The following is a 17,190-nucleotide window of genomic DNA, read 5'->3' on the forward strand; positions in this document are numbered from 1 at the left end:
GCAATGACATCAGCTTTAATTTATCCTCATATCGAGAAAGTAGCGGGTCAACCCGCACGGTTGCAGCGGATACCGCGCGTGCGGGTTGCTCAGATTGTGATGGATTATCTAGCTTACGGTTGGTCTGTGGAGGAAATATGCCGCCAGCATCCTTATTTGATGCAGTCGGAGGCTCATGCAGCGATGGCTTATTACTTCGACTTTCAAGCAGAAATCGATCGAGAAATTCGGATGGAATGGGAGCAGGTACAACAGGAAAAATCTCTGCTTTCGCCTTCACCATTTTTCGTGAGAATGCGAGCTCAGGGGTTGTTGTAAGTGGCAATTTCTCTGTACGTGGACGTTGATTAATATTAATACAATACGGTTAAGTTAGTAGTTGTCATTGCGAGAGACGAAGCAATCGCAGTATCTATTTTTTACATCGTTTTGACGACCGGACAGTCTTAATTCAAGCGTATTTATTATTAATAAGGTAAAATAGAATTAATTATCTCGCAGTCCAGTTTCTTGTAAAAGTTGGCTTGCCCAAACCAGATTTTGTTCTGACAGGGACGGTATCGGGTCTCGATCGTAATCAATTCGATAATCATAGCCCGCGCGATCGTAAACACCTGCGAACAATTCTGGTAAATTAACAATAGGTTCTACATCTTCCTCGCGCAAGGGAAGTAGAAATACAGGTAGAGAATCGCTCAGATTAAAGGCATAAAGTTCTGCCATAGGACGGCGATCGCTGCGACTGACTAAAACGCGGTAATCGCTTTGAATAGAATTGTTAAGTACGGGCATAGGTTCCCCTTTTCGCAGCAAGTCGATTTCAACTAAATGGGTTAGACTACCTAAAATATTTTGGCGTTTTTTGAGGTAAGTAATTCTGCCATCTCCACTGCGTTTGTTTACTGGAGAAAGAATTTCAATTGCGGTGACAACTTGTCTAGTTGCCATTTCTCGTACTTCTAGGTAAGTCTGTTTAATTTTTTCGGGGGCTGGCACTTTGACGGTAGTGGGAATTGTGAGGGTTGCAGTGGCAACTGAACCGGTAGGAATATCGGGGGTATTGGGTTGACGTTTGATGGCTACATCGGGGATGCCGACTAAAAGCGAGTCCTCGTTATTGTCATTGGTGTCGTTAATTTGATAGATGCGTTTTTTGATAGCTATTTCATATTTGGGGCGAATTTGGGGGACTAAAGATTCTGCAATCAGGGAAATTAACCAATGGTGAGTTTCCTGCCAGAAATCGGGGTGTTCTAAGTAGGGGTCCATTCCGGGAAAGGGTGAGGGCATAGGACTTTATTGGGATTTGTTGATTTTATAATCATTTTAGCACTGGGTTAATTTTGCGACAAGGGCGATCGCCTAGGGGATAGCTTCGCTGTACGCGCTTATTTAATTAATGGCATTTTGGTTGAGTGCTATAATATTTTTGGTAAGCTCCTTTAGAGTACGATCATGCTATCAATTGAGCAACTAATGAAAGAAGCTTTATCTTTGCCAAATGCGTTGAGAGCGCAGTTAGCAGAGAGGCTAGTTGAGAGTCTTGAATTTGATATAGACGGAACAGTGCAAAAGTTGTGGACGGCGGAAGCTAAGCAGCGTCGAGACGAAATCCGCAGCGGTACGATCGAGCCCATTGCAGGAGAAGAAGCTTTAGCTCAAATTAGGCGAATTGTAGCACAATGAGGTACGTTTTTCACCCGGCAGCATTAACTGAATATGCTGAAGCTGTCCAATTTTATACAAAGCGTCGAGTTGAGTTAGCGCAAGCTTTTATTAACGCCGTTGAAGATGCTATCTTCCGTATAGTGGAATCTCCAACTCGTTGGCCGATTGTTGATGAAGATATTCGCCGTTGCTTAACGCGAAAGTTTCCTTATGGAATTCTCTACACAATAGAGGATGATTTTATTTTAATTCTGGCAGTAATGCACTGCAATCGAGAACCAGGATACTGGAAAGATCGAGTGATAGAGCAACCACCAGATTAAGTTGATAACGCATGGATAGAATTAGAATATCGCACTTTAGCTATATTTGTCGGTGGAAGGGCGATCGCACACTATTGCTCCCCTTCATTCAATTCGCTCAAAACTTTTGCCACTGCTGATGCTTGCTCTGGATACAGCCGCGCTAAATATCCACACATTTGATAGGCAGTATCTAAGTAGTATGCACAGGGAATTAACAAGCGTTTAAAATTTACTCTATCACCTGTTTCAGCGAACAATAAGGCAATGTCACGTAAGTGCGTGTTACGGTCGTTAAGCATCGCCTCTAATATTCTTAGAGCCTCCTCACCGTTTCCTGCTATTGCTTGTATTTGAGCAATGCTCTTGAGCGCTTCCAAGCGTTTTTGTGCATCCTCAATTTTTTCTTTAGCTGCAAGGGCAATGTCAAGAGTTGTAACTTGTTGTCTTTTTTTGAACTGCTCGCAGGCAATTGCCAAAAATATGCTTATTTTCTGCTCTCCATCTTCAAGATCTTTGCTAATTTTAATAGCAGTCGAAAATTCGCCTACTTCTACATATCCTATGGCTATTATAGAGAAATCTTCATCACGTTCCCGTTGTTCTTTTGTTTTTGCAGCTTCAAGAAGGTCGGCAAACGTGGCTAAGGCTGCTTCGGTTTCTCCTATAGTTGATCGTGCCACTGCTATAATAGTCAAAAGCTGAACCTTGTTTGCCAAAATCAGAGAGATAGAATCTGCATTTTTATAGTATTTATCAGCTTTATTCAGAACTATCTTGTATTTCTCTATTTGCTGTGGCTTTGCCTCTATCTGCAACTGTAGTATACTTCTGAGTGCATTAACGTGAAAGGATGGGATACTGATTGTTTCCAAAGTTGTAAGAGCAACGTCAAACTCTCCTAACCTTGCCTGTGCTTGTGCTACGAATCCAAAAGTTTTCGAGCGATAGTATTCTCCGCTATTACTAATTTTTTGTGCAATTTCAAGGGCGCGATCGCCGATAATTTTTGCTTCTTGTATTTTTTCTGCTTCAATGAGTATTGGTACTAATATTCCTGCTAGTACATTTGCTGTTTCCATCGGATTATCCATACTTTGTGCGATTTCGCAGGCAATACTAGCGGTAGTCACTCCTACTTCTTTTTGACCATTTTTTACCTGTACTTCTGCTACCCTTGCTAGGGCTAATAACCTGATAAAGGAGATCGAAGCTTCAAGGGGTTTTTCAATTTTAAGGACATTAGCAAAAGTAGATAGTGCTGCTTCAGTTTGTCCAGTTTGTACCTGTATCTCTGCTATTACTCCTAGAGTTTTTGCTCGCATGAATTGAATATCTATTTCTGTAGCTATCTCTAAAGCGGTAGTAAAATCCCCTGCTTTTGCGTATGCCTCTGCTATTCTCATTAAGGCATCTGGTCTGTCTAAATAGTCAATTTTTTTAGCCGTTTCACGGGCATCCGCCAACTCTCTTGCTTCAGCTTGTTCTATTACAACTTTTTGTAAAAAATCAGTTTGTTTCTCTTCACTCGCAATACCATTCGCTCTTGATAGATGCAATGGGTTGTCTATCTTATTATCTGCTGTTTCAAGAGCTTCAGTCAAAGTGGCTTGTGCTGATGCCCTGTCGCCAACTTCTATTTGGGCTTTGGCTATCTCCTCTATCAATCTTTCCCGGTATGAGGTTGAAACAAGTGTGTTTACAATCTCAAGAGCGTTGGTAAAGGTAGCAGAATATTCTATATCTCCTTTCTGCACCTGCGCTTTTGCTATATTTATTAGATGTAATACTTGCGTTGACTCCGGTCTAATACTCTCGACAGTTTTCAGGGCAGCAGCAAAGTTACCAGAATTCCTAAGATGCGCGCACAAAATACAGCGGTAGCGATTATCAAAAAGCTTTTGCTCTAAAGAAGTACAGATATCCTCACTCACTTCAAAAACATGGGCGAGTAGGTAAGTAGCATACTGGCTGTGCCACTTTATATCTGGATGAGTTGATAAACGAGGTAATTCCTGCTGCTGCAATCGCTTCAGTGTTTCCTCTGCGTCCTCACATTTGTCTGTATCTTTCAACTCCCACGCCAGCAATAAATACCACAATATACGCCGCTCAATTTCATATAAATCTGTCAGTCTCCAAGCTCGTTCTAAATAGCCTTTCCGCAGTGCATCCAGTGGTGAATCTTGCCCAGTTGTCTGCACCAGCCGCCGTGCGTGTACCAGGAGAAACTCTGCTATTCCAGCCGCATTATCTGTTTCAGCAGCAGCCAGCATTGCTGTCTGCACCGTCTTCAGGGATAAATTAGGCTCATCGGGCAAGTGTTTTTGTTGACGAGTGGCAAAGGTTTTATTACGTGCTAACTTATACAACTCATCCCACTTCTCTGTCTGGCTTAAATGTTCTGCATAATGCCGCAACGCATAACAACTTTTTTGATGTTCCTGCCAGTTGGCACAATATTCAATTAGTTTTTCCTGAGATTCTTCGGTGTTTTCGTTAATTTCAGGAATGGCTGCAAATTCGTGGGCTAATGTTGAATGAGCGAAGGAGAATAAGCGTGATTTGGCTATTTCGCGAATTTTGAACCATCGACTCACCCGCCACGGCAGTCCGACTGGACTTTCTCCCATCAGTTTTACGAAATCGTATGAAGATAGCTCTCCTTTGGCAATAGTCAGAAAATAGAATATTTTTCGCAGAGCTGGGCAAGAACGCCAATCTTCTAATCGATCTAAAGCTTGGTACTGCTGACGAATGTACTCAGCAAAACCCTTGGGTGTTGCTGCAAGTGTTTTGCGGATTGCACTTTCCTCACCCTGTTGTGCTACTTCTAACAACTCATCGATCAAGTATTTAAGAAAAAGTGGTATTCCTTCAGTGCGATCGCACACCTGCGCCACAAAAGTTTCGTCCTGTGCCAGACTTACTAATTTACTATTACCAGTTTTTCGTAACCAGTCTGCGATCGCTTCTTTTGTCAAGTGATTGAGCCAGATCGGTTCCTCATTATTTGTCCAACCGGACAAGTAATTTTGCTCTTCCTCTTCAAACTTTCTCGCTGAGGCAATTACAAATACATTCGGTGGCAAAGGAGTAGGAAAAGGTGGCGAGAAAAGACCTTCGGCTTCATCTAAGCCATCTATGATAATCACTAAAGGTTTGCTTGCCCAGGCTTTAACCATGTCATAAAGATCCTGCCGCAACTGATTTTCATCATAGGGCAACGCTTTACTCGATTCGCAGTAATTGTAAATTTGTTGGAGCAAATTACGATAGGCATTAGCGACAGAACAGGTAATTTCATCGCGCTGGCGGAAGAAGTGACAGGCAATAAAATAATCGTTTCCCTGCCGTGATTTTACCCAGTTTGCTAGCAGTGCTGTTTTACCAAATCCAGCAGGAGCGGTAATCGTCAGATATCTTTTATCAGTTTGGGTAAGCAACTTATCTAATTCTGATAGAACATCCTCGCGCCCAACAAATAGCTGGGTGTATTCCTCGACGAGTGCCAAGGTGCGATCGCTCACTTCCGAGCCTCTATAAGATTGCGTCTCAGTCTTAATAGGCTTTTTGCGATCGGACTGTGGTGGATCTTCTTTAATCTCTTCCCAATTCAGTCCTAAGACTTTGCAGTAAGCCTTAAATGCTTTTGTGTTTATAGGTTTTTTATATAAAAAGCTATTCCAAGTTCCATAGGAAATTCCCTTTGCTGTTAATTCTCCACATTGGATGTCCGATTCAATTTTTGTATAATTCGTAACTTGATAAGCATAAAATATTTTATCGAGAGAATTTTTTGTAAAAAGCTGTGAGCTTTTTAGTTTTTGGCGATCTAATGGTTTCTCGCCCGTCCAGTTTTTTTCACGAAGGTATGGCAGCACGAGCAAGAGACTCGCTGCTGGAATAGCTTCACTAAGCGGCCCTTTATTCCATCCCTTGTATCTTAAGGCGATGTCAATTTTCGTTTTTCCTTCTTCAGAAGCTTTGAGTGTCGGAGCCATACACATAATTTATAAGATGTCAAGATCAATTTTAGATCATTTGAACTCCGATCTAAATGCGATCGTGCGAAACCTTTGCTAACTCACGATTATGGATGTGTGAGAAGCACGTTGGCCAACGAACTTCTCCTTTGTTCAAAAAACCACAGAGGAGAAATCAAATGAGCGAAATTACTGGCTACATCAAGCGGATTGAACAGCTATCAGGTAGCTTGTCAGGTATTCCAGAAGATCATTGGTGCGTCCTTTCCGAATCAAGTCACCAGCTCATTCATGTACAATCAGTGCTAAAAATGCCTGTAGGTGAAACCGACTTGCTGGACGGGAGTGTGGGACGGTGTTGGTCTGAATACCGCAAAAACAAGCCTTGGGCCACCCATGATGCGGGAAAATGCACGTACAAATTCCCAGATGGGCGCCACTGCAACCCCAAAACTTATCACTTTGATGAGCTCGGAAAATATCGTAAATGGGAACAGACTATCTATATTCCGACAATTATGCCAGATTACTTAAAGCGGAAGTACGGCAAGATGGAAGATTAGAGTGCTACATGATGGGTGGGCAAGGTTGTTTTACTTAAATGCGATTGCCCTCCCATTTCTCATTCTAAGTCAAAAAGTGCGATCGCTCTTCCCTAATTTACCGCACGTTTAAGAATTTGACCGACAACTCCGTACCTATCGCCAACCAATCCATCGAGTTCGTGTTCAATATCTTCCAACCAGCCCAGCTTACTTGTCCACTTACCATTAGGTAATTGTCTTGCTGCATGAGTTGGGATACCGCTAGAGTCAATATATAGTGCTATTTTTTCAGATCCAGGTTCTAATGTGTTGCAATTACAAATTTCATATTTCAGCGTTTTATAAGCTAGAATATATGCTTCTAGCGTCTCCTCTTGTGGCACGCCTTCTGGCCAATAAAATTGCTCTCCAGGTATGGGTTGCCACCATCGATCATCTTCGCCAGCAGCCCAAGCAAAGCAGTTATATTCCTCTGATTTTAGGCTGGTAACTTGATAATCAGTCTGAGACAAATTCGGCCATTTAATTTCAAGCTCAGGTCTTCTATACATTTTATTCAATCGCGTAGCCTTGATTTTTACCCCACTCGATCCAAGCTGATGCCATTTGTTTGACTCTTCCTTTTTGTTCTGCTTTGATGGGATTTGTACCTGTAATTGCATTCAATGCTGCTAACCAGTAAAGGGGATTTTTTTTCAGTTCTGATAGCAGTAGCGGTATAATTGGATTTCCCATATTAATAATTTCCTGATATGCAGGATGCTGAGACATTTGGGCAGTTGAAGAAAGTCCCGCAACTTCACTTTGCCACAGATCGGCAAGGTGATAAAATTTGTCAACTACCACTGAGTCTAATTCAGCATTTTTATTGAGGATATCTGTGGCAGTATGTGGAGAGGAAAATTCTCGTTTTGCAAGCAAGTTTTCCAAACCCATTAAGACTAACTCTTCTATTGATACATTCAGATCGGCAGCGACTTTTTGTAGTTTCAGCAGGCGCTCATCTGAAATGGCGATCGTGATGGTGTTCATCTCGCTTACAAACTAGGATGATTTCTTAAGTGTAGCAAATAAATTATAGTTGCTATAAGAATCAAATTTTGAGCGATAACTTCGTAAAGTGTAGCCAATAAATTCTAGATCCAAACTAGAGCCAGTACGTGCTGAATCGGGACTCGTGGAGGCGTAAAGTATAGAAGTTGCGGAACCGGCACACCGATCGCCCGTTAGCGAAGCCCTCGAAGAGGATCGCCCCCCAGCAATTTGTTACCCTAAAAGTAGAATCAAACCTCCCTCCACTGCATCCCATGAACAACGCCTCTCCCCTAATTCAAACCGTCACCCCAGAACGCTGGGCCGGGTTTAGTATGGACTTTATCGGGGCGGGTTACACGGGGCTGTTGGTCAAAAACGGCCGCGCCGTGCGTACCCTAAAATCAGGGCGGCATTTCAGCTTCGCCCTTCCCCTGCTGGAACAGTGTCAAATTGTCCTTGTAGACACCAAACTCCGCAATTTGGACGTGCAATCCCACGGAGATTTCTTGTCTAAGGATAGATTTTTAATTGATGCGACTCTGACGGTTATTTATCAAGTTATAGATCCGAAACGGGTAGCTTTGGAATTGTCCGATCCGATCGCAGCTTTAGCAAGTGCAGTTAAGGATTGTATGGGAATGGCGATCGGGCAATTTTCCTTACAACAGCTTATCACCCAAGGCCGGCTGTTGCTGCGCCAAAATTTGCTCGATCGCGTCCAAGATTTTTATACCCTAGGTTTTACCTTAGAAGACGTGCGAATTGGCGATGTCAGCTTTCCCGAAACCAACGGAGTGATTCGCCAAGTTGAGGGAATGAGTGCACGACAGGAAGCAGAAAATTCCGCCGCCCTGCAAATGAGAATTGCTGAAGCGGGCCGCCCGATCGCACCTCAAGCCCCCATCCAGCAGTTAAACTTAATTTCAGGTCATTCTCCGGCGAGTCTTCCAGCTTCTGAAACAGCAGCATCATTCGATCGCGATTTGCAACAACTGACAGAAAAACTTGCTCAAAACAGTCTCCCACCAGCCCTGAATCGCCCGCAACTTGCACCGACGATATTGGCAAGTAGCGATCGCAAAAACACCGCATATTTAATCTACAAGTTTTCGGGACAGGCGATCGGTTTAACGGCGAATCCTTTTACAATTGGACGGGAACCCACCAACAGTTTAGTGTTACAAGATCCGCAAAGTTCGCGCTACCACGCCCAGATCCGCCGGGCCACTGACGAAGTTGGCAAACAGCGATATCAACTTGTCGATTGTGGCAGTTCCAACGGCACTTTTGTGGGCGGACAGAGACTGGCTGCTAACGAGCCTTTTTGGTTGGCGAATGGTTGCGAAATTGCGATCGGCGACCAAAAATGGGTGTTTCAAGACGGGTGAATGAGAGATATGAAGATTATTTGAAACACCCGATAAACACAGATAAATCCCATCAGCGTTCATCTGTGTTTATCTGCTGATATCTGCGGTTAAAAAATCCCAATCTAAGTAACTTGATTTAATCACTACATACACGTAATAGATCAAGATGGTTTAAAACCGCAGATCAACGCAGATCAACGCAGATTAATTCGATCGGCTTTCATCTGTCAGGTTTTTGTAGGGGCGTTGTCAAGAGTCCCCGCCCTTCCGACACAGCTTGACAACTTCTCCCTCCCCAATTCCAAATACCTCCGAGTAGAATTCTCTTCCCAACCCTAGGGGGGATATCTCGACAAGCGTTTCGATCCAGAATTTGTCAAGATGGAAAATATAACGAGAGGACAACCCATGAACTTTTCTATACAATCTGTTTACAACTGGTATCGCGACACGCTCCGCAACCCCAAGTACCGCTGGTGGATTATTCTGGGAACGTTGGCATATCTGGTAAGCCCGATCGACATTGCGCCCGATTTTCTCCCCGTAATCGGACAAATTGACGACTTGGCGATCGCAGTATTGCTGATTTCCGAAGTGTCCCAAATGGCGATCGACCATTTTAAATCCCGTCAAACAGAGAAAGATTCAGCATCTGAAGCAACCGGCACCTATTCAGAAGGTACAGCCCGCACCGTTGATGTAGAAGCATCCTCTGTACAATAACTGCCAAAAATCTATCAATATTGCAGCTTTTTGAGAGTGAGTGGGAGCAGAAGACGATCGGCTCCCTTTTCCATTGGCGCTGCTAAACTAGGCTTGAATTGCCTAAATCTTTGATAGATCAACCGCAGATACAAGGCAGATCAACGCAGATCAACGCAGATAATTTCAAGACGGCGGTTGAAACCCTACCAAAGTTTTTGGGCAAATGCTCCGGTAGCGCCCCAAAGCTGGTAACTTTAATTGTGAGAAATCTGTGTGAATAGGAAATCTTGATAAATAATGCAGTTTAGCGAAATAGTACAAAAACTTAATTTAACCAACAGCCACAGCCTCAAGGCCTCTAGCGCGGACGATCGAGAAATCACAGGCCCCGCCCCAGTCGATGAAGCTGCATCGGGTACAATCAGTTACATAGAAGGTGCTAAATTTGCCGCTCATACAGCCACTACAAATGCTTCGGCTTTAATTTTACCCTTAGACGAAAGCCTGCAAGCTCAATGTACCGATCGCAACATCGCTTGGATAGCCGCACCCGATCCCCGATTGTTATTTGCTCAAACCATCGCCATTTTCTATCAACCGTTTCGCCCTGCATCCGAAATTCATCCCTCAGCCGTCGTTCACCCCTCAGCAGAAATTGGTGAAAATGTCTATATTGGCCCCCACGTCGTTATTCAAGCAAAAGTCAAAATCGGCAATAACGTTTGCATTCATCCAAATGTCGTAATTTACCCAGATGCGGTAATTGGTGAAGGTACGGTTTTACACGCTAACTGTGTGATTCACGAACGTACTCGCATCGGGGCAAATTGCGTGATTCACAGCGGTGCGGCGATCGGTTCCGAAGGTTTTGGGTTCGTACCAACAGCCACAGGATGGGTGAAAATGGAGCAGTCTGGATGCACTGTATTAGAAGAGGGCGTTGAGGTTGGCTGCAATAGCGCGATCGACAGGCCCGCTGTCGGAGAAACCCGCATCGGCCACAATACCAAAATCGACAATTTAGTACACGTAGGTCACGGCTGTCAAATCGGGAAAAATTGCGTTTTTGCCGCCCATGTTGGCTTAGCGGGCGGAGTAATAATTGGTAACAATGTAATTTTGGCAGGTCAAGTGGGCATTGCTAATCAAGCTAAAATTGGAGATGGGGCGATCGCCACAGCCAAAGCCGGAATTCACAGCGATGTGCCCGCAGGTGCGATCGTGACGGGGGTTCCAGCAATTCCCCACAAACTATTTCTCAAAGCCGCTGCTGTTTACAATCGCTTACCGGAAATGTACCAATCTTTGAGGCAAATTCAGCGCCGGATCGATCGGTAGTCAATTGGCAGTTGGCAGTTGGCAGTAGTCAGTTAACAGTTAACAGTCAAAAGTCAACAGTTAACAGCCAACAGTTAACAGTCAACAGTATTATAGTTGCAACTCCTTAAATGTGGAATAGTATAACTAACCTGCGACTAATGTCGCCGTCAATACCAGCAATTGTCAAAATAATCTTGTTTTTCTCGACTTGGATTGTGGTGTGGCTACCTGTAGCGATTGTGCTGGCGATCGCCCTCAAATGGCATCCGCCCCAACCTTTAGGCAACAAAAAACTACCTTTACTCGCCTCCCTCTACTTAATTGTTCCCTTCATTTTGTGGGCGACAACTTGGATCGAAGGCACATCTTTTGCCGACTGGGGTTGGGATTGGCAACCCGCAACTTTGATATCCTCGCTGCTAGGATTAACATTAGCAGTAGTCAGCTTAGCAATTTTGTTCGGCGTGCAATTAACCGCTGGTTGGATCGAACTGCAAAGTAGCACAGTTCAAACCGAAATAGGCGAAACAATCATTAATCCTGCGGCTGCAATCCTGAAGCCTTCCACTCTGCTGACTCTGTTATTAGCAGTGTGGATTAGCGCTACAGAAGAGTTAATCTTTCGCGGCTGTTTGCAAAATCTACTCCAGCAAGATTACTCAATATTAACCGCAGGTGCGATCGCCAGTTTCATTTTCGCGATCGCCCACCTAATTTGGGCCGCCAAAGAAACTCTACCGCAACTCCCAGGATTGTGGCTGATGGGCATGGTTTTAACCTTAGCCCGCATCGCCGACAATGGCAGTTTAGGATTGGCGATCGGACTTCACGCCGGGTGGATTTGGGGTATAACTACCGTAGATACAGAAGGCGCAATTAAACCTACCCAAAATGTACCCGAATGGATTACAGGAATAGCAGCAAAACCCCTAGCAGGTGCAGCCGGAATCCTGTTACTGCTAGCAACAGCAGCCGTAGTTTTGTTAATTAAAAATTAAAACCTAACACCCCAAACCCCTTTAAAATTAGCTATTCTCTTCCTCTCTTCCTCCGCGCCCTCTGCGCCCTCTGCGGTAAAAAAAAAGATTAGATTCAATCACTCCGAAACTAAAACCACAAAAAAACACAGATAACAGAGCCATCAACCAGCCTTCATCTCCGGTTAAAAGTCTAAAATTAATTCAAATGTCGATCGATCGTCACAATCGAAATTGGATTCAACGCATCAAAACGAGTCAAACTCCCCGCAGAAACAGAACGTGATAACTGCACCTGCACAATTCGGTAACTCCAGTGCGGTTCCCGGCGCACCCGATCGCCAATCCAGCTCAAAACAGTAGCAATATCCTCAAAAGCATCCAAAGCCAGCACGATCGAGCCTCCAGCGAGCAGCCGCAGCGCGCAAACACCCAAAATTTTAGTCAACCCTCCACCGCTGCCACCGATAAAAATCCGGTGCGGGGGACGCAAGCGATGCAAGATTTCCGGGGCGGTTCCGTGAATTGAGAACACATTTTGCAGCCCAAAACGGCCACAATTGAGTTCGATCGCAGAAGTACCAGAAACCGTTTGCTCGATCGCATATACTTCAGACTGCGGGAATAAACGAGCAATCTCGATCGACACAGAACCGTTACCAGCACCCACATCCCAGACAACTTGTTCCGGTTGCAAAGCCAATTGTGCCAGTACCAACACCCGCACCTCCCGTTCAACTGTCAAACCAGGCCTATCGCCACAACCGATAAAAGCTGCATCGGGAATCCCCAACAAAGGCAACTTTCCCAAATCCAAAGCTTCTGTCGGTGGAGACTGCCGCAGCATCACCACCACGCTCAAAGCGGCAAAAGACTCTCCCAGCAAAGCTGACAGAGACCTGCAACCCACCGTCTCCTCGGCAGAACCCAAATTTTCGCAAACCCAAAACTGGTAGCGTGTGGGCAAATCTAGAGCTTTTACTAAACTTGCTATAGTCGCCGGAGTCCGAGTTTCGTCCGCGAGTACCGCAATCTTCTCGACACCCAGCTTGAGTTTTGCCGTCAGTTCCTCAAAAAAACGTCCCTGGGAACCCACAAAATGAGCATCCTGCCAGGGGATGTGCAAGCGGTTAAAAGCCAACTGCACTGAGCTCACATGGGGGTGAAATGTCAATTTATCTGCCGGAATTTGGGCAATTAGCAACTTTCCCCAGCCGTGGAACAGCGGGTCGCCGGCTACTAAAAGTACGATCGACCCTCGCCCCCTTTCCACCGTCTCCGCATTCGGCTCTAACTGCGGCTCAGTAGCCAACCAACGCCGAATTTCGAGAATTGCTTCGGTTAAATCTTCCAACGCCCAGCGCTCTCCGCTGTGCTGCGGAAAATAGCTCAAATGCCGATCGCTCCCGATCAGCAGAGCCGCCATTTCTACAACCTGCCGCGCCGAGGAACTCAGCCCAGCAGCTCCATCTAAACCAATACCAACAACGTGTACAGTCACTTTTTCATCAAAAATTAAAAAACCAGAATTACTGATTTTTCCTGGTTTATCATAAATTTTTTGCTTGATTTTGTTACCAAGCCAGAATAATTAAAGCATTTAATCGGCAATATCCTGACTCTTGAAACAGAGGAGATGGGAGAGGGGGGAGAGGGGAAGAGGGGGAGAATGGGAGAGGGGAGAGGGGGAGATGGGAGAGGGGGAGAGGGGGAGAGGGGGAGAATTGAGAGAATTGGGAAAATATTCCTTGATTGAGTCCTCTGAATTCTGACTTGTATCCGTTAAATTCCCTACCTGGCTCGTTGCCGAACTTCCCTCTTTCCTCTTCCTTCTTCCTTCTTCCCTCTTCCTTCTTCCCTCTTCCTTCTTCCTTCTTCCTTCCCCTTCCTTAAAATTCAAAAACAGGCCAATCCGGTTGCCGAACATAGCTAGTCATGTCGTCAAACTTCCGCAGTTCGGCTCGGTGCACGCACAGTTCCTGGGGCGTGTCGAGCCATTGGTCGTTTAACTCAGACATCAGGGTGCACAAACGAGCGCGGTCTAGGTTCGGCCCGATGTCCCCAAAATAAGCCAGAGTAATGTGTGCCGTAAAATGATATTGCTGTTCAATTCCCAAAGCCATTAAATCGGGATTTTGATAGATCGATCGACGAAACTCCAGAATTTGCTTGTAAGAGTTTTCGTCCGTTGGTGCCAAACAGACACCCACAGCTCTAGTCATCACCATCAACCCCAGCACCGTCCAGCGTATGGGAGGGCCGCCCGCTAGGGGTTTGCAGGCGGCAAAACGATCTTTCATGCGATCGCGGAGTTGCCCCTCAAATTCTGGATTTTTATCAGAGGCATCTCGAAAAGCGCTGCTCCAAATCACATCAGCCAGGGTTAAATGGAAGCTATCAGGAGGCAGTGCCACAAGCGCACCGTCCGCGATTTCCTGCAATAGCCGTTGTTGGACTGAGTTTAAATTACTATAAAGTGCAGTATTTTCTGCATCTTCCCCCGCAGGTGGCGTAATCACCGAATAACCTGGAAAAGGTACAGGAGTTCTCCGACCGGCTTCGTCGGGCTTAAATTTTGGAGATTCCTGAATGTGTTCCACCTGGGACTTGTAGGAGTCCAGCAGCGTCATTCGCGCCACCCGATTTACGTAAGCTTGATAAGTATCATCCAATCTTGATTTCCTCGCGGTGAAATACTCCCACACCAAATTTTATATTATGCTGCGGGCTTCCATCACTCCGATTCAGGATATGTTGGACTGGCTGCGCCTGCAACTCTAATTTTTTCGGCTACTGAGCGTTAATAATGCAAATTTACCTGTTTTGGGGGGAAGATGACTTTGCGATCGCGCAAGCAGTCACAAGTTTGCGCCAAACAGTCCTCGACCCCAATTGGGCTAGTTTTAACTATGACAAGATTATTGCCGATCGAGCCGACGCTGTGGTTGAAGGACTCGATCGAGCTTTAACGCCACCCTTCGGTACCGGCAGCCGTTTTGTCTGGCTAGCAAATACGACTGTCACGCAGCAGTGCTCTGCGGAACTGTTAGCCCAATTTGAACGGACGCTGCCAGTAATTCCCTCTACCACGGTGTTACTGCTGACATCCGTCAAAAAACCAGACAGCAGGCTCAAGTCTACTAAGTTACTCGCTAAGTCCGCCGAATTTCGAGAATTTTCACCGATTCCGCCTTGGAATGACAAAGAATTAGCCCAGCGAGTCCGCCAAGTCGCCGCCGAAATGAATGTCAAATTGACCGCCACGGCGATCGAACTTTTGGCCACATCCATCGGCAGCGATACCCGTCAGCTATACAGCGAACTCGAAAAATTGCTGTTGTTTGCCGGCAACCGCAGCCAACCTCTCAACCCGGAGGAAGTCGCCGCACTGGTGCACTGTCACGCCCAGAATACCTTCCAGCTAGCCGATGCGATCCGCGAGGGCAATACCTCCTCCGCTTTGGAGCTATTGGCGGGCTTAACGGCCCGGAGTGAGCCTGGTTTGAGGATTGTGGCTGGCTTGACTGGTAAGTTTCGGATTTGGCTGTGGGTGAAGGCGATGATCCAAGCGGGCGATCGGGATGATAAAATTGCTCAAGCTCTAGACCTCGGCAATCCGAAACGAGTATACTATTTTCGCCAAGAAGTCAAGAACGCCAGCTTAGAAAAACTGCAAAAAAGCTTGCCTTTGCTGCTAGAGTTAGAAGCTTCTTTAAAGCGGGGCCGGGAAGAAATCTCCACCTTGCAAACCAAGGTGATAGAACTTTCTAGCTTGTTTCGCTGACGAGAGACAGCGCAGCAGGAGTGGCTCGTCAGTGTAAATTTTTACAACAAATTGCGCGATCGGATAGATCCTTGATGCCCGATATCTGGCAAAAAGCTCAATAGATAGAAGAAATAGTCTCAGAATGCCACAGTAGAAGTTAATGTGGTAAATAAATATTGTCCGCCGCCGAACGCCGATCGATTAATATTATTTGCCGGCTCTCCACCCCCCCCAAAAAAAAGAGCGCTACCCATGACACAACAGAACCTGCGGGAACTTCTGAAGCAGGGCGATCCAAAAGCGATCGCATCTAGCATCAACCGTACACTCAAACCCAAAGGCATCAACGCCGATGTGACGCGGGACAACGGCTGCCTCCACATAATTCTGGAGTCAGACAAAGTACCGAATCAAACGGCATTGGTCGATTTCATCCGCAGCGGGATGACGAATTTGGGAGTAGAATCAATTCACACTGTCAAGGTTTACGGGCGTCGCACAGGTGACGGATCGCCTGCGTGGGAAGATGAAATAGATCTGATGCCCGCAGAGCCAATGCTTTATGCCTCGGATACTGGAATGCCTGACGACTCTATAGGTTTAGATGATGTCGAGCCCGATAGCGAAGACTACTATGAAGAGGGAGAATTCGATCGAGATGACGAAGACGACAATGAGGAAAACGAAGACGAAGATGTAGCTCCGCCTCCCAAAAAACAATTCCCCAAATGGCTAATACCTGTGGGTATTTTAGTGCCTCTGGGGGCGATCGCAGGGCTTTACTTGACCAACAATTTACCCTTCGGCGGTGGCTCAAACCCAGAACCGAGTGCTCCCGAAGCAGCTTCCCCCTCCCCGAAAGCCTCATCTGGCGCGTCTAAACCCGGCACATCCTCTCCCACTCCATCGGGGCCCCCACAAGCAGCCTCTCCTGCACCAAAAGCCGCTCCCACTCCTGCTGCGCCAGCCAGCCCACCTCCGACAACTCCAGCACCCAAAGCTGCATCGGCATCTCCGGTTCCCAAGGCAGCTTCTCCTGCATCTCCCGCGCCCAAGGCAACATCTCCTGCACCAAAAGCCGCCGCACCTAAGCCTGACTTTTGGAGAGAAGGCGTTAACAACGCTCAGAAGGCAGCAGTTTTGGCCCAGACGGCTCAATCTCAAACTGAGTGGATTGCAGTAGCAAGCGAGTGGCAGAAAGCGGTTCAGCTTATGAAAACAGTACCGTCAACTAGCCCGAACCATCAAAAAGCCCAGCAAAAAGCGGCAGAGTATCAGGCTAATCTGATTGTTGCCAACCGCAGGGCGGCGGCAGCGCCTTAAGAGTTTTGAGTTTTGAGTTGAATACTCGATCTTTAAAAAGTCAAAAGTCAAAAGTCAAAAGTCAAAAATCTTGTTTTTACTAAAGCTTTGTTACTTTTGACTTTTTTCAATTTGACTAAAAAATCCCAATGATTTAGCTGGTGTGCCCTCGCTTCGTTGTTATACTAAAAGATGGGATGCAGTAAAAAAAAAG

General features: G+C 45.8%; 17 protein-coding genes. 10 read left to right on the plus strand and 7 right to left on the minus strand.

The window, feature by feature from the left end; translation table 11 throughout:
* The first annotated feature begins 3 nt into the window (after positions 1-3).
* On the plus strand, positions 4-318 hold the full coding sequence (locus tag QUB52_RS00635; protein WP_332972129.1) for a DUF433 domain-containing protein: 315 nt from the start codon (positions 4-6) through the stop codon (positions 316-318).
* A gap of 168 nt (positions 319-486) precedes the next feature.
* Here QUB52_RS00635 and QUB52_RS00640 read toward each other — a convergent pair whose 3' ends face one another.
* Positions 487-1,290: a DUF4058 family protein gene (locus tag QUB52_RS00640; protein ID WP_332972128.1), complete on the minus strand. Its 804-nt coding sequence runs from the start codon at positions 1,288-1,290 to the stop codon at positions 487-489.
* Positions 1,291-1,476: 186 nt separating this feature from the next.
* Here QUB52_RS00640 and QUB52_RS00645 point away from each other — a divergent pair, with 186 nt between their 5' ends.
* Together QUB52_RS00645 and QUB52_RS00650 are read left to right on the plus strand one after the other, a co-directional pair.
* Positions 1,477-1,686, plus strand: coding sequence for an addiction module protein (locus QUB52_RS00645; RefSeq protein WP_332967865.1), 210 nt, complete (start codon positions 1,477-1,479; stop codon positions 1,684-1,686).
* A complete protein-coding gene (locus QUB52_RS00650) occupies positions 1,683-1,991 on the plus strand; it encodes a type II toxin-antitoxin system RelE/ParE family toxin (protein ID WP_332967867.1) in 309 nt (102 codons plus the stop codon). Before QUB52_RS00645 ends, QUB52_RS00650 begins: the two co-directional genes overlap by 4 nt.
* Positions 1,992-2,062: 71 nt before the next feature.
* Here the strand turns inward: QUB52_RS00650 and QUB52_RS00655 are convergent, their stop codons facing one another.
* A complete protein-coding gene (locus tag QUB52_RS00655; protein WP_332972126.1) occupies positions 2,063-5,974 on the minus strand; it encodes a tetratricopeptide repeat protein in 3,912 nt (1,303 codons plus the stop codon).
* Positions 5,975-6,135: 161 nt separating this feature from the next.
* Between QUB52_RS00655 and QUB52_RS00660 the strand changes: the two genes are divergently transcribed.
* Positions 6,136-6,519, plus strand: coding sequence for a hypothetical protein (locus tag QUB52_RS00660; protein ID WP_332967870.1), 384 nt, complete (start codon positions 6,136-6,138; stop codon positions 6,517-6,519).
* Between the two features lie 92 nt (positions 6,520-6,611).
* On the opposite strand, the gene QUB52_RS00665 is transcribed toward QUB52_RS00660, so the two are convergent.
* Together QUB52_RS00665 and QUB52_RS00670 are read right to left on the minus strand one after the other, a co-directional pair.
* A complete protein-coding gene (locus QUB52_RS00665) occupies positions 6,612-7,052 on the minus strand; it encodes a DUF7689 domain-containing protein (protein ID WP_332967871.1) in 441 nt (146 codons plus the stop codon).
* Position 7,053: 1 nt separating this feature from the next.
* Entirely contained in the window at positions 7,054-7,533 is a 480-nt protein-coding gene (locus tag QUB52_RS00670; protein ID WP_332967872.1) for a hypothetical protein, read from the minus strand.
* Positions 7,534-7,808: 275 nt separating this feature from the next.
* On the opposite strand from QUB52_RS00670, the gene QUB52_RS00675 reads away from it, so the two are divergent.
* The 4 genes from QUB52_RS00675 to QUB52_RS00690 all read left to right on the plus strand — a co-directional run bounded on the left by QUB52_RS00675 (position 7,809) and on the right by QUB52_RS00690 (position 11,929).
* Positions 7,809-8,924: an SPFH domain-containing protein gene (locus QUB52_RS00675; RefSeq protein WP_332967874.1), complete on the plus strand. Its 1,116-nt coding sequence runs from the start codon at positions 7,809-7,811 to the stop codon at positions 8,922-8,924.
* A gap of 390 nt (positions 8,925-9,314) precedes the next feature.
* A complete protein-coding gene (locus tag QUB52_RS00680; protein ID WP_332972125.1) occupies positions 9,315-9,629 on the plus strand; it encodes a YkvA family protein in 315 nt (104 codons plus the stop codon).
* Positions 9,630-9,908: 279 nt separating this feature from the next.
* A complete protein-coding gene (gene lpxD, locus QUB52_RS00685) occupies positions 9,909-10,949 on the plus strand; it encodes a UDP-3-O-(3-hydroxymyristoyl)glucosamine N-acyltransferase (protein WP_332972124.1) in 1,041 nt (346 codons plus the stop codon).
* A 110-nt stretch (positions 10,950-11,059) separates the two neighbouring features.
* A complete protein-coding gene (locus QUB52_RS00690; RefSeq protein ID WP_332972123.1) occupies positions 11,060-11,929 on the plus strand; it encodes a CPBP family intramembrane glutamic endopeptidase in 870 nt (289 codons plus the stop codon).
* A 178-nt stretch (positions 11,930-12,107) separates the two neighbouring features.
* Here QUB52_RS00690 and cbiE read toward each other — a convergent pair whose 3' ends face one another.
* The 3 genes from cbiE to QUB52_RS00705 all read right to left on the minus strand — a co-directional run bounded on the left by cbiE (position 12,108) and on the right by QUB52_RS00705 (position 14,538).
* Positions 12,108-13,409 (minus strand): precorrin-6y C5,15-methyltransferase (decarboxylating) subunit CbiE, encoded by a 1,302-nt coding sequence (cbiE, locus tag QUB52_RS00695; protein WP_265239974.1) that lies wholly within the window; start codon positions 13,407-13,409, stop codon positions 12,108-12,110.
* A gap of 99 nt (positions 13,410-13,508) precedes the next feature.
* A complete protein-coding gene (locus QUB52_RS00700; protein WP_332972122.1) occupies positions 13,509-13,808 on the minus strand; it encodes a hypothetical protein in 300 nt (99 codons plus the stop codon).
* Positions 13,798-14,538, minus strand: coding sequence for a DUF1868 domain-containing protein (locus QUB52_RS00705; RefSeq protein ID WP_265235264.1), 741 nt, complete (start codon positions 14,536-14,538; stop codon positions 13,798-13,800). The genes QUB52_RS00700 and QUB52_RS00705 overlap by 11 nt, the downstream gene beginning before the upstream one ends.
* A gap of 176 nt (positions 14,539-14,714) precedes the next feature.
* Between QUB52_RS00705 and holA the strand changes: the two genes are divergently transcribed.
* Together holA and QUB52_RS00715 are read left to right on the plus strand one after the other, a co-directional pair.
* Positions 14,715-15,692, plus strand: coding sequence for a DNA polymerase III subunit delta (gene holA / locus QUB52_RS00710; RefSeq protein WP_332967882.1), 978 nt, complete (start codon positions 14,715-14,717; stop codon positions 15,690-15,692).
* 234 nt (positions 15,693-15,926) lie between these two features.
* A complete protein-coding gene (locus tag QUB52_RS00715) occupies positions 15,927-16,997 on the plus strand; it encodes a hypothetical protein (protein ID WP_332972121.1) in 1,071 nt (356 codons plus the stop codon).
* Positions 16,998-17,190: the final 193 nt, after the last annotated feature.

Source organism: Microcoleus sp. A6-C6, assembly GCF_036705955.1.
GTDB lineage: Bacteria > Cyanobacteriota > Cyanobacteriia > Cyanobacteriales > Microcoleaceae > Microcoleus.

Coding starts and splice junctions, on each gene's coding strand:
- QUB52_RS00635 (WP_332972129.1), top strand. CDS start 4: ATGACATCAGCTTTAATTTATCCTCATATCGAGAAAGTAGCGGGTCAA.
- QUB52_RS00640 (WP_332972128.1), bottom strand. CDS start 1,290: ATGCCCTCACCCTTTCCCGGAATGGACCCCTACTTAGAACACCCCGAT.
- QUB52_RS00645 (WP_332967865.1), top strand. CDS start 1,477: ATGAAAGAAGCTTTATCTTTGCCAAATGCGTTGAGAGCGCAGTTAGCA.
- QUB52_RS00650 (WP_332967867.1), top strand. CDS start 1,683: ATGAGGTACGTTTTTCACCCGGCAGCATTAACTGAATATGCTGAAGCT.
- QUB52_RS00655 (WP_332972126.1), bottom strand. CDS start 5,974: ATGGCTCCGACACTCAAAGCTTCTGAAGAAGGAAAAACGAAAATTGAC.
- QUB52_RS00660 (WP_332967870.1), top strand. CDS start 6,136: ATGAGCGAAATTACTGGCTACATCAAGCGGATTGAACAGCTATCAGGT.
- QUB52_RS00665 (WP_332967871.1), bottom strand. CDS start 7,052: ATGTATAGAAGACCTGAGCTTGAAATTAAATGGCCGAATTTGTCTCAG.
- QUB52_RS00670 (WP_332967872.1), bottom strand. CDS start 7,533: ATGAACACCATCACGATCGCCATTTCAGATGAGCGCCTGCTGAAACTA.
- QUB52_RS00675 (WP_332967874.1), top strand. CDS start 7,809: ATGAACAACGCCTCTCCCCTAATTCAAACCGTCACCCCAGAACGCTGG.
- QUB52_RS00680 (WP_332972125.1), top strand. CDS start 9,315: ATGAACTTTTCTATACAATCTGTTTACAACTGGTATCGCGACACGCTC.
- lpxD (WP_332972124.1), top strand. CDS start 9,909: ATGCAGTTTAGCGAAATAGTACAAAAACTTAATTTAACCAACAGCCAC.
- QUB52_RS00690 (WP_332972123.1), top strand. CDS start 11,060: ATGTGGAATAGTATAACTAACCTGCGACTAATGTCGCCGTCAATACCA.
- QUB52_RS00705 (WP_265235264.1), bottom strand. CDS start 14,538: ATGACGCTGCTGGACTCCTACAAGTCCCAGGTGGAACACATTCAGGAA.
- holA (WP_332967882.1), top strand. CDS start 14,715: ATGCAAATTTACCTGTTTTGGGGGGAAGATGACTTTGCGATCGCGCAA.
- QUB52_RS00715 (WP_332972121.1), top strand. CDS start 15,927: ATGACACAACAGAACCTGCGGGAACTTCTGAAGCAGGGCGATCCAAAA.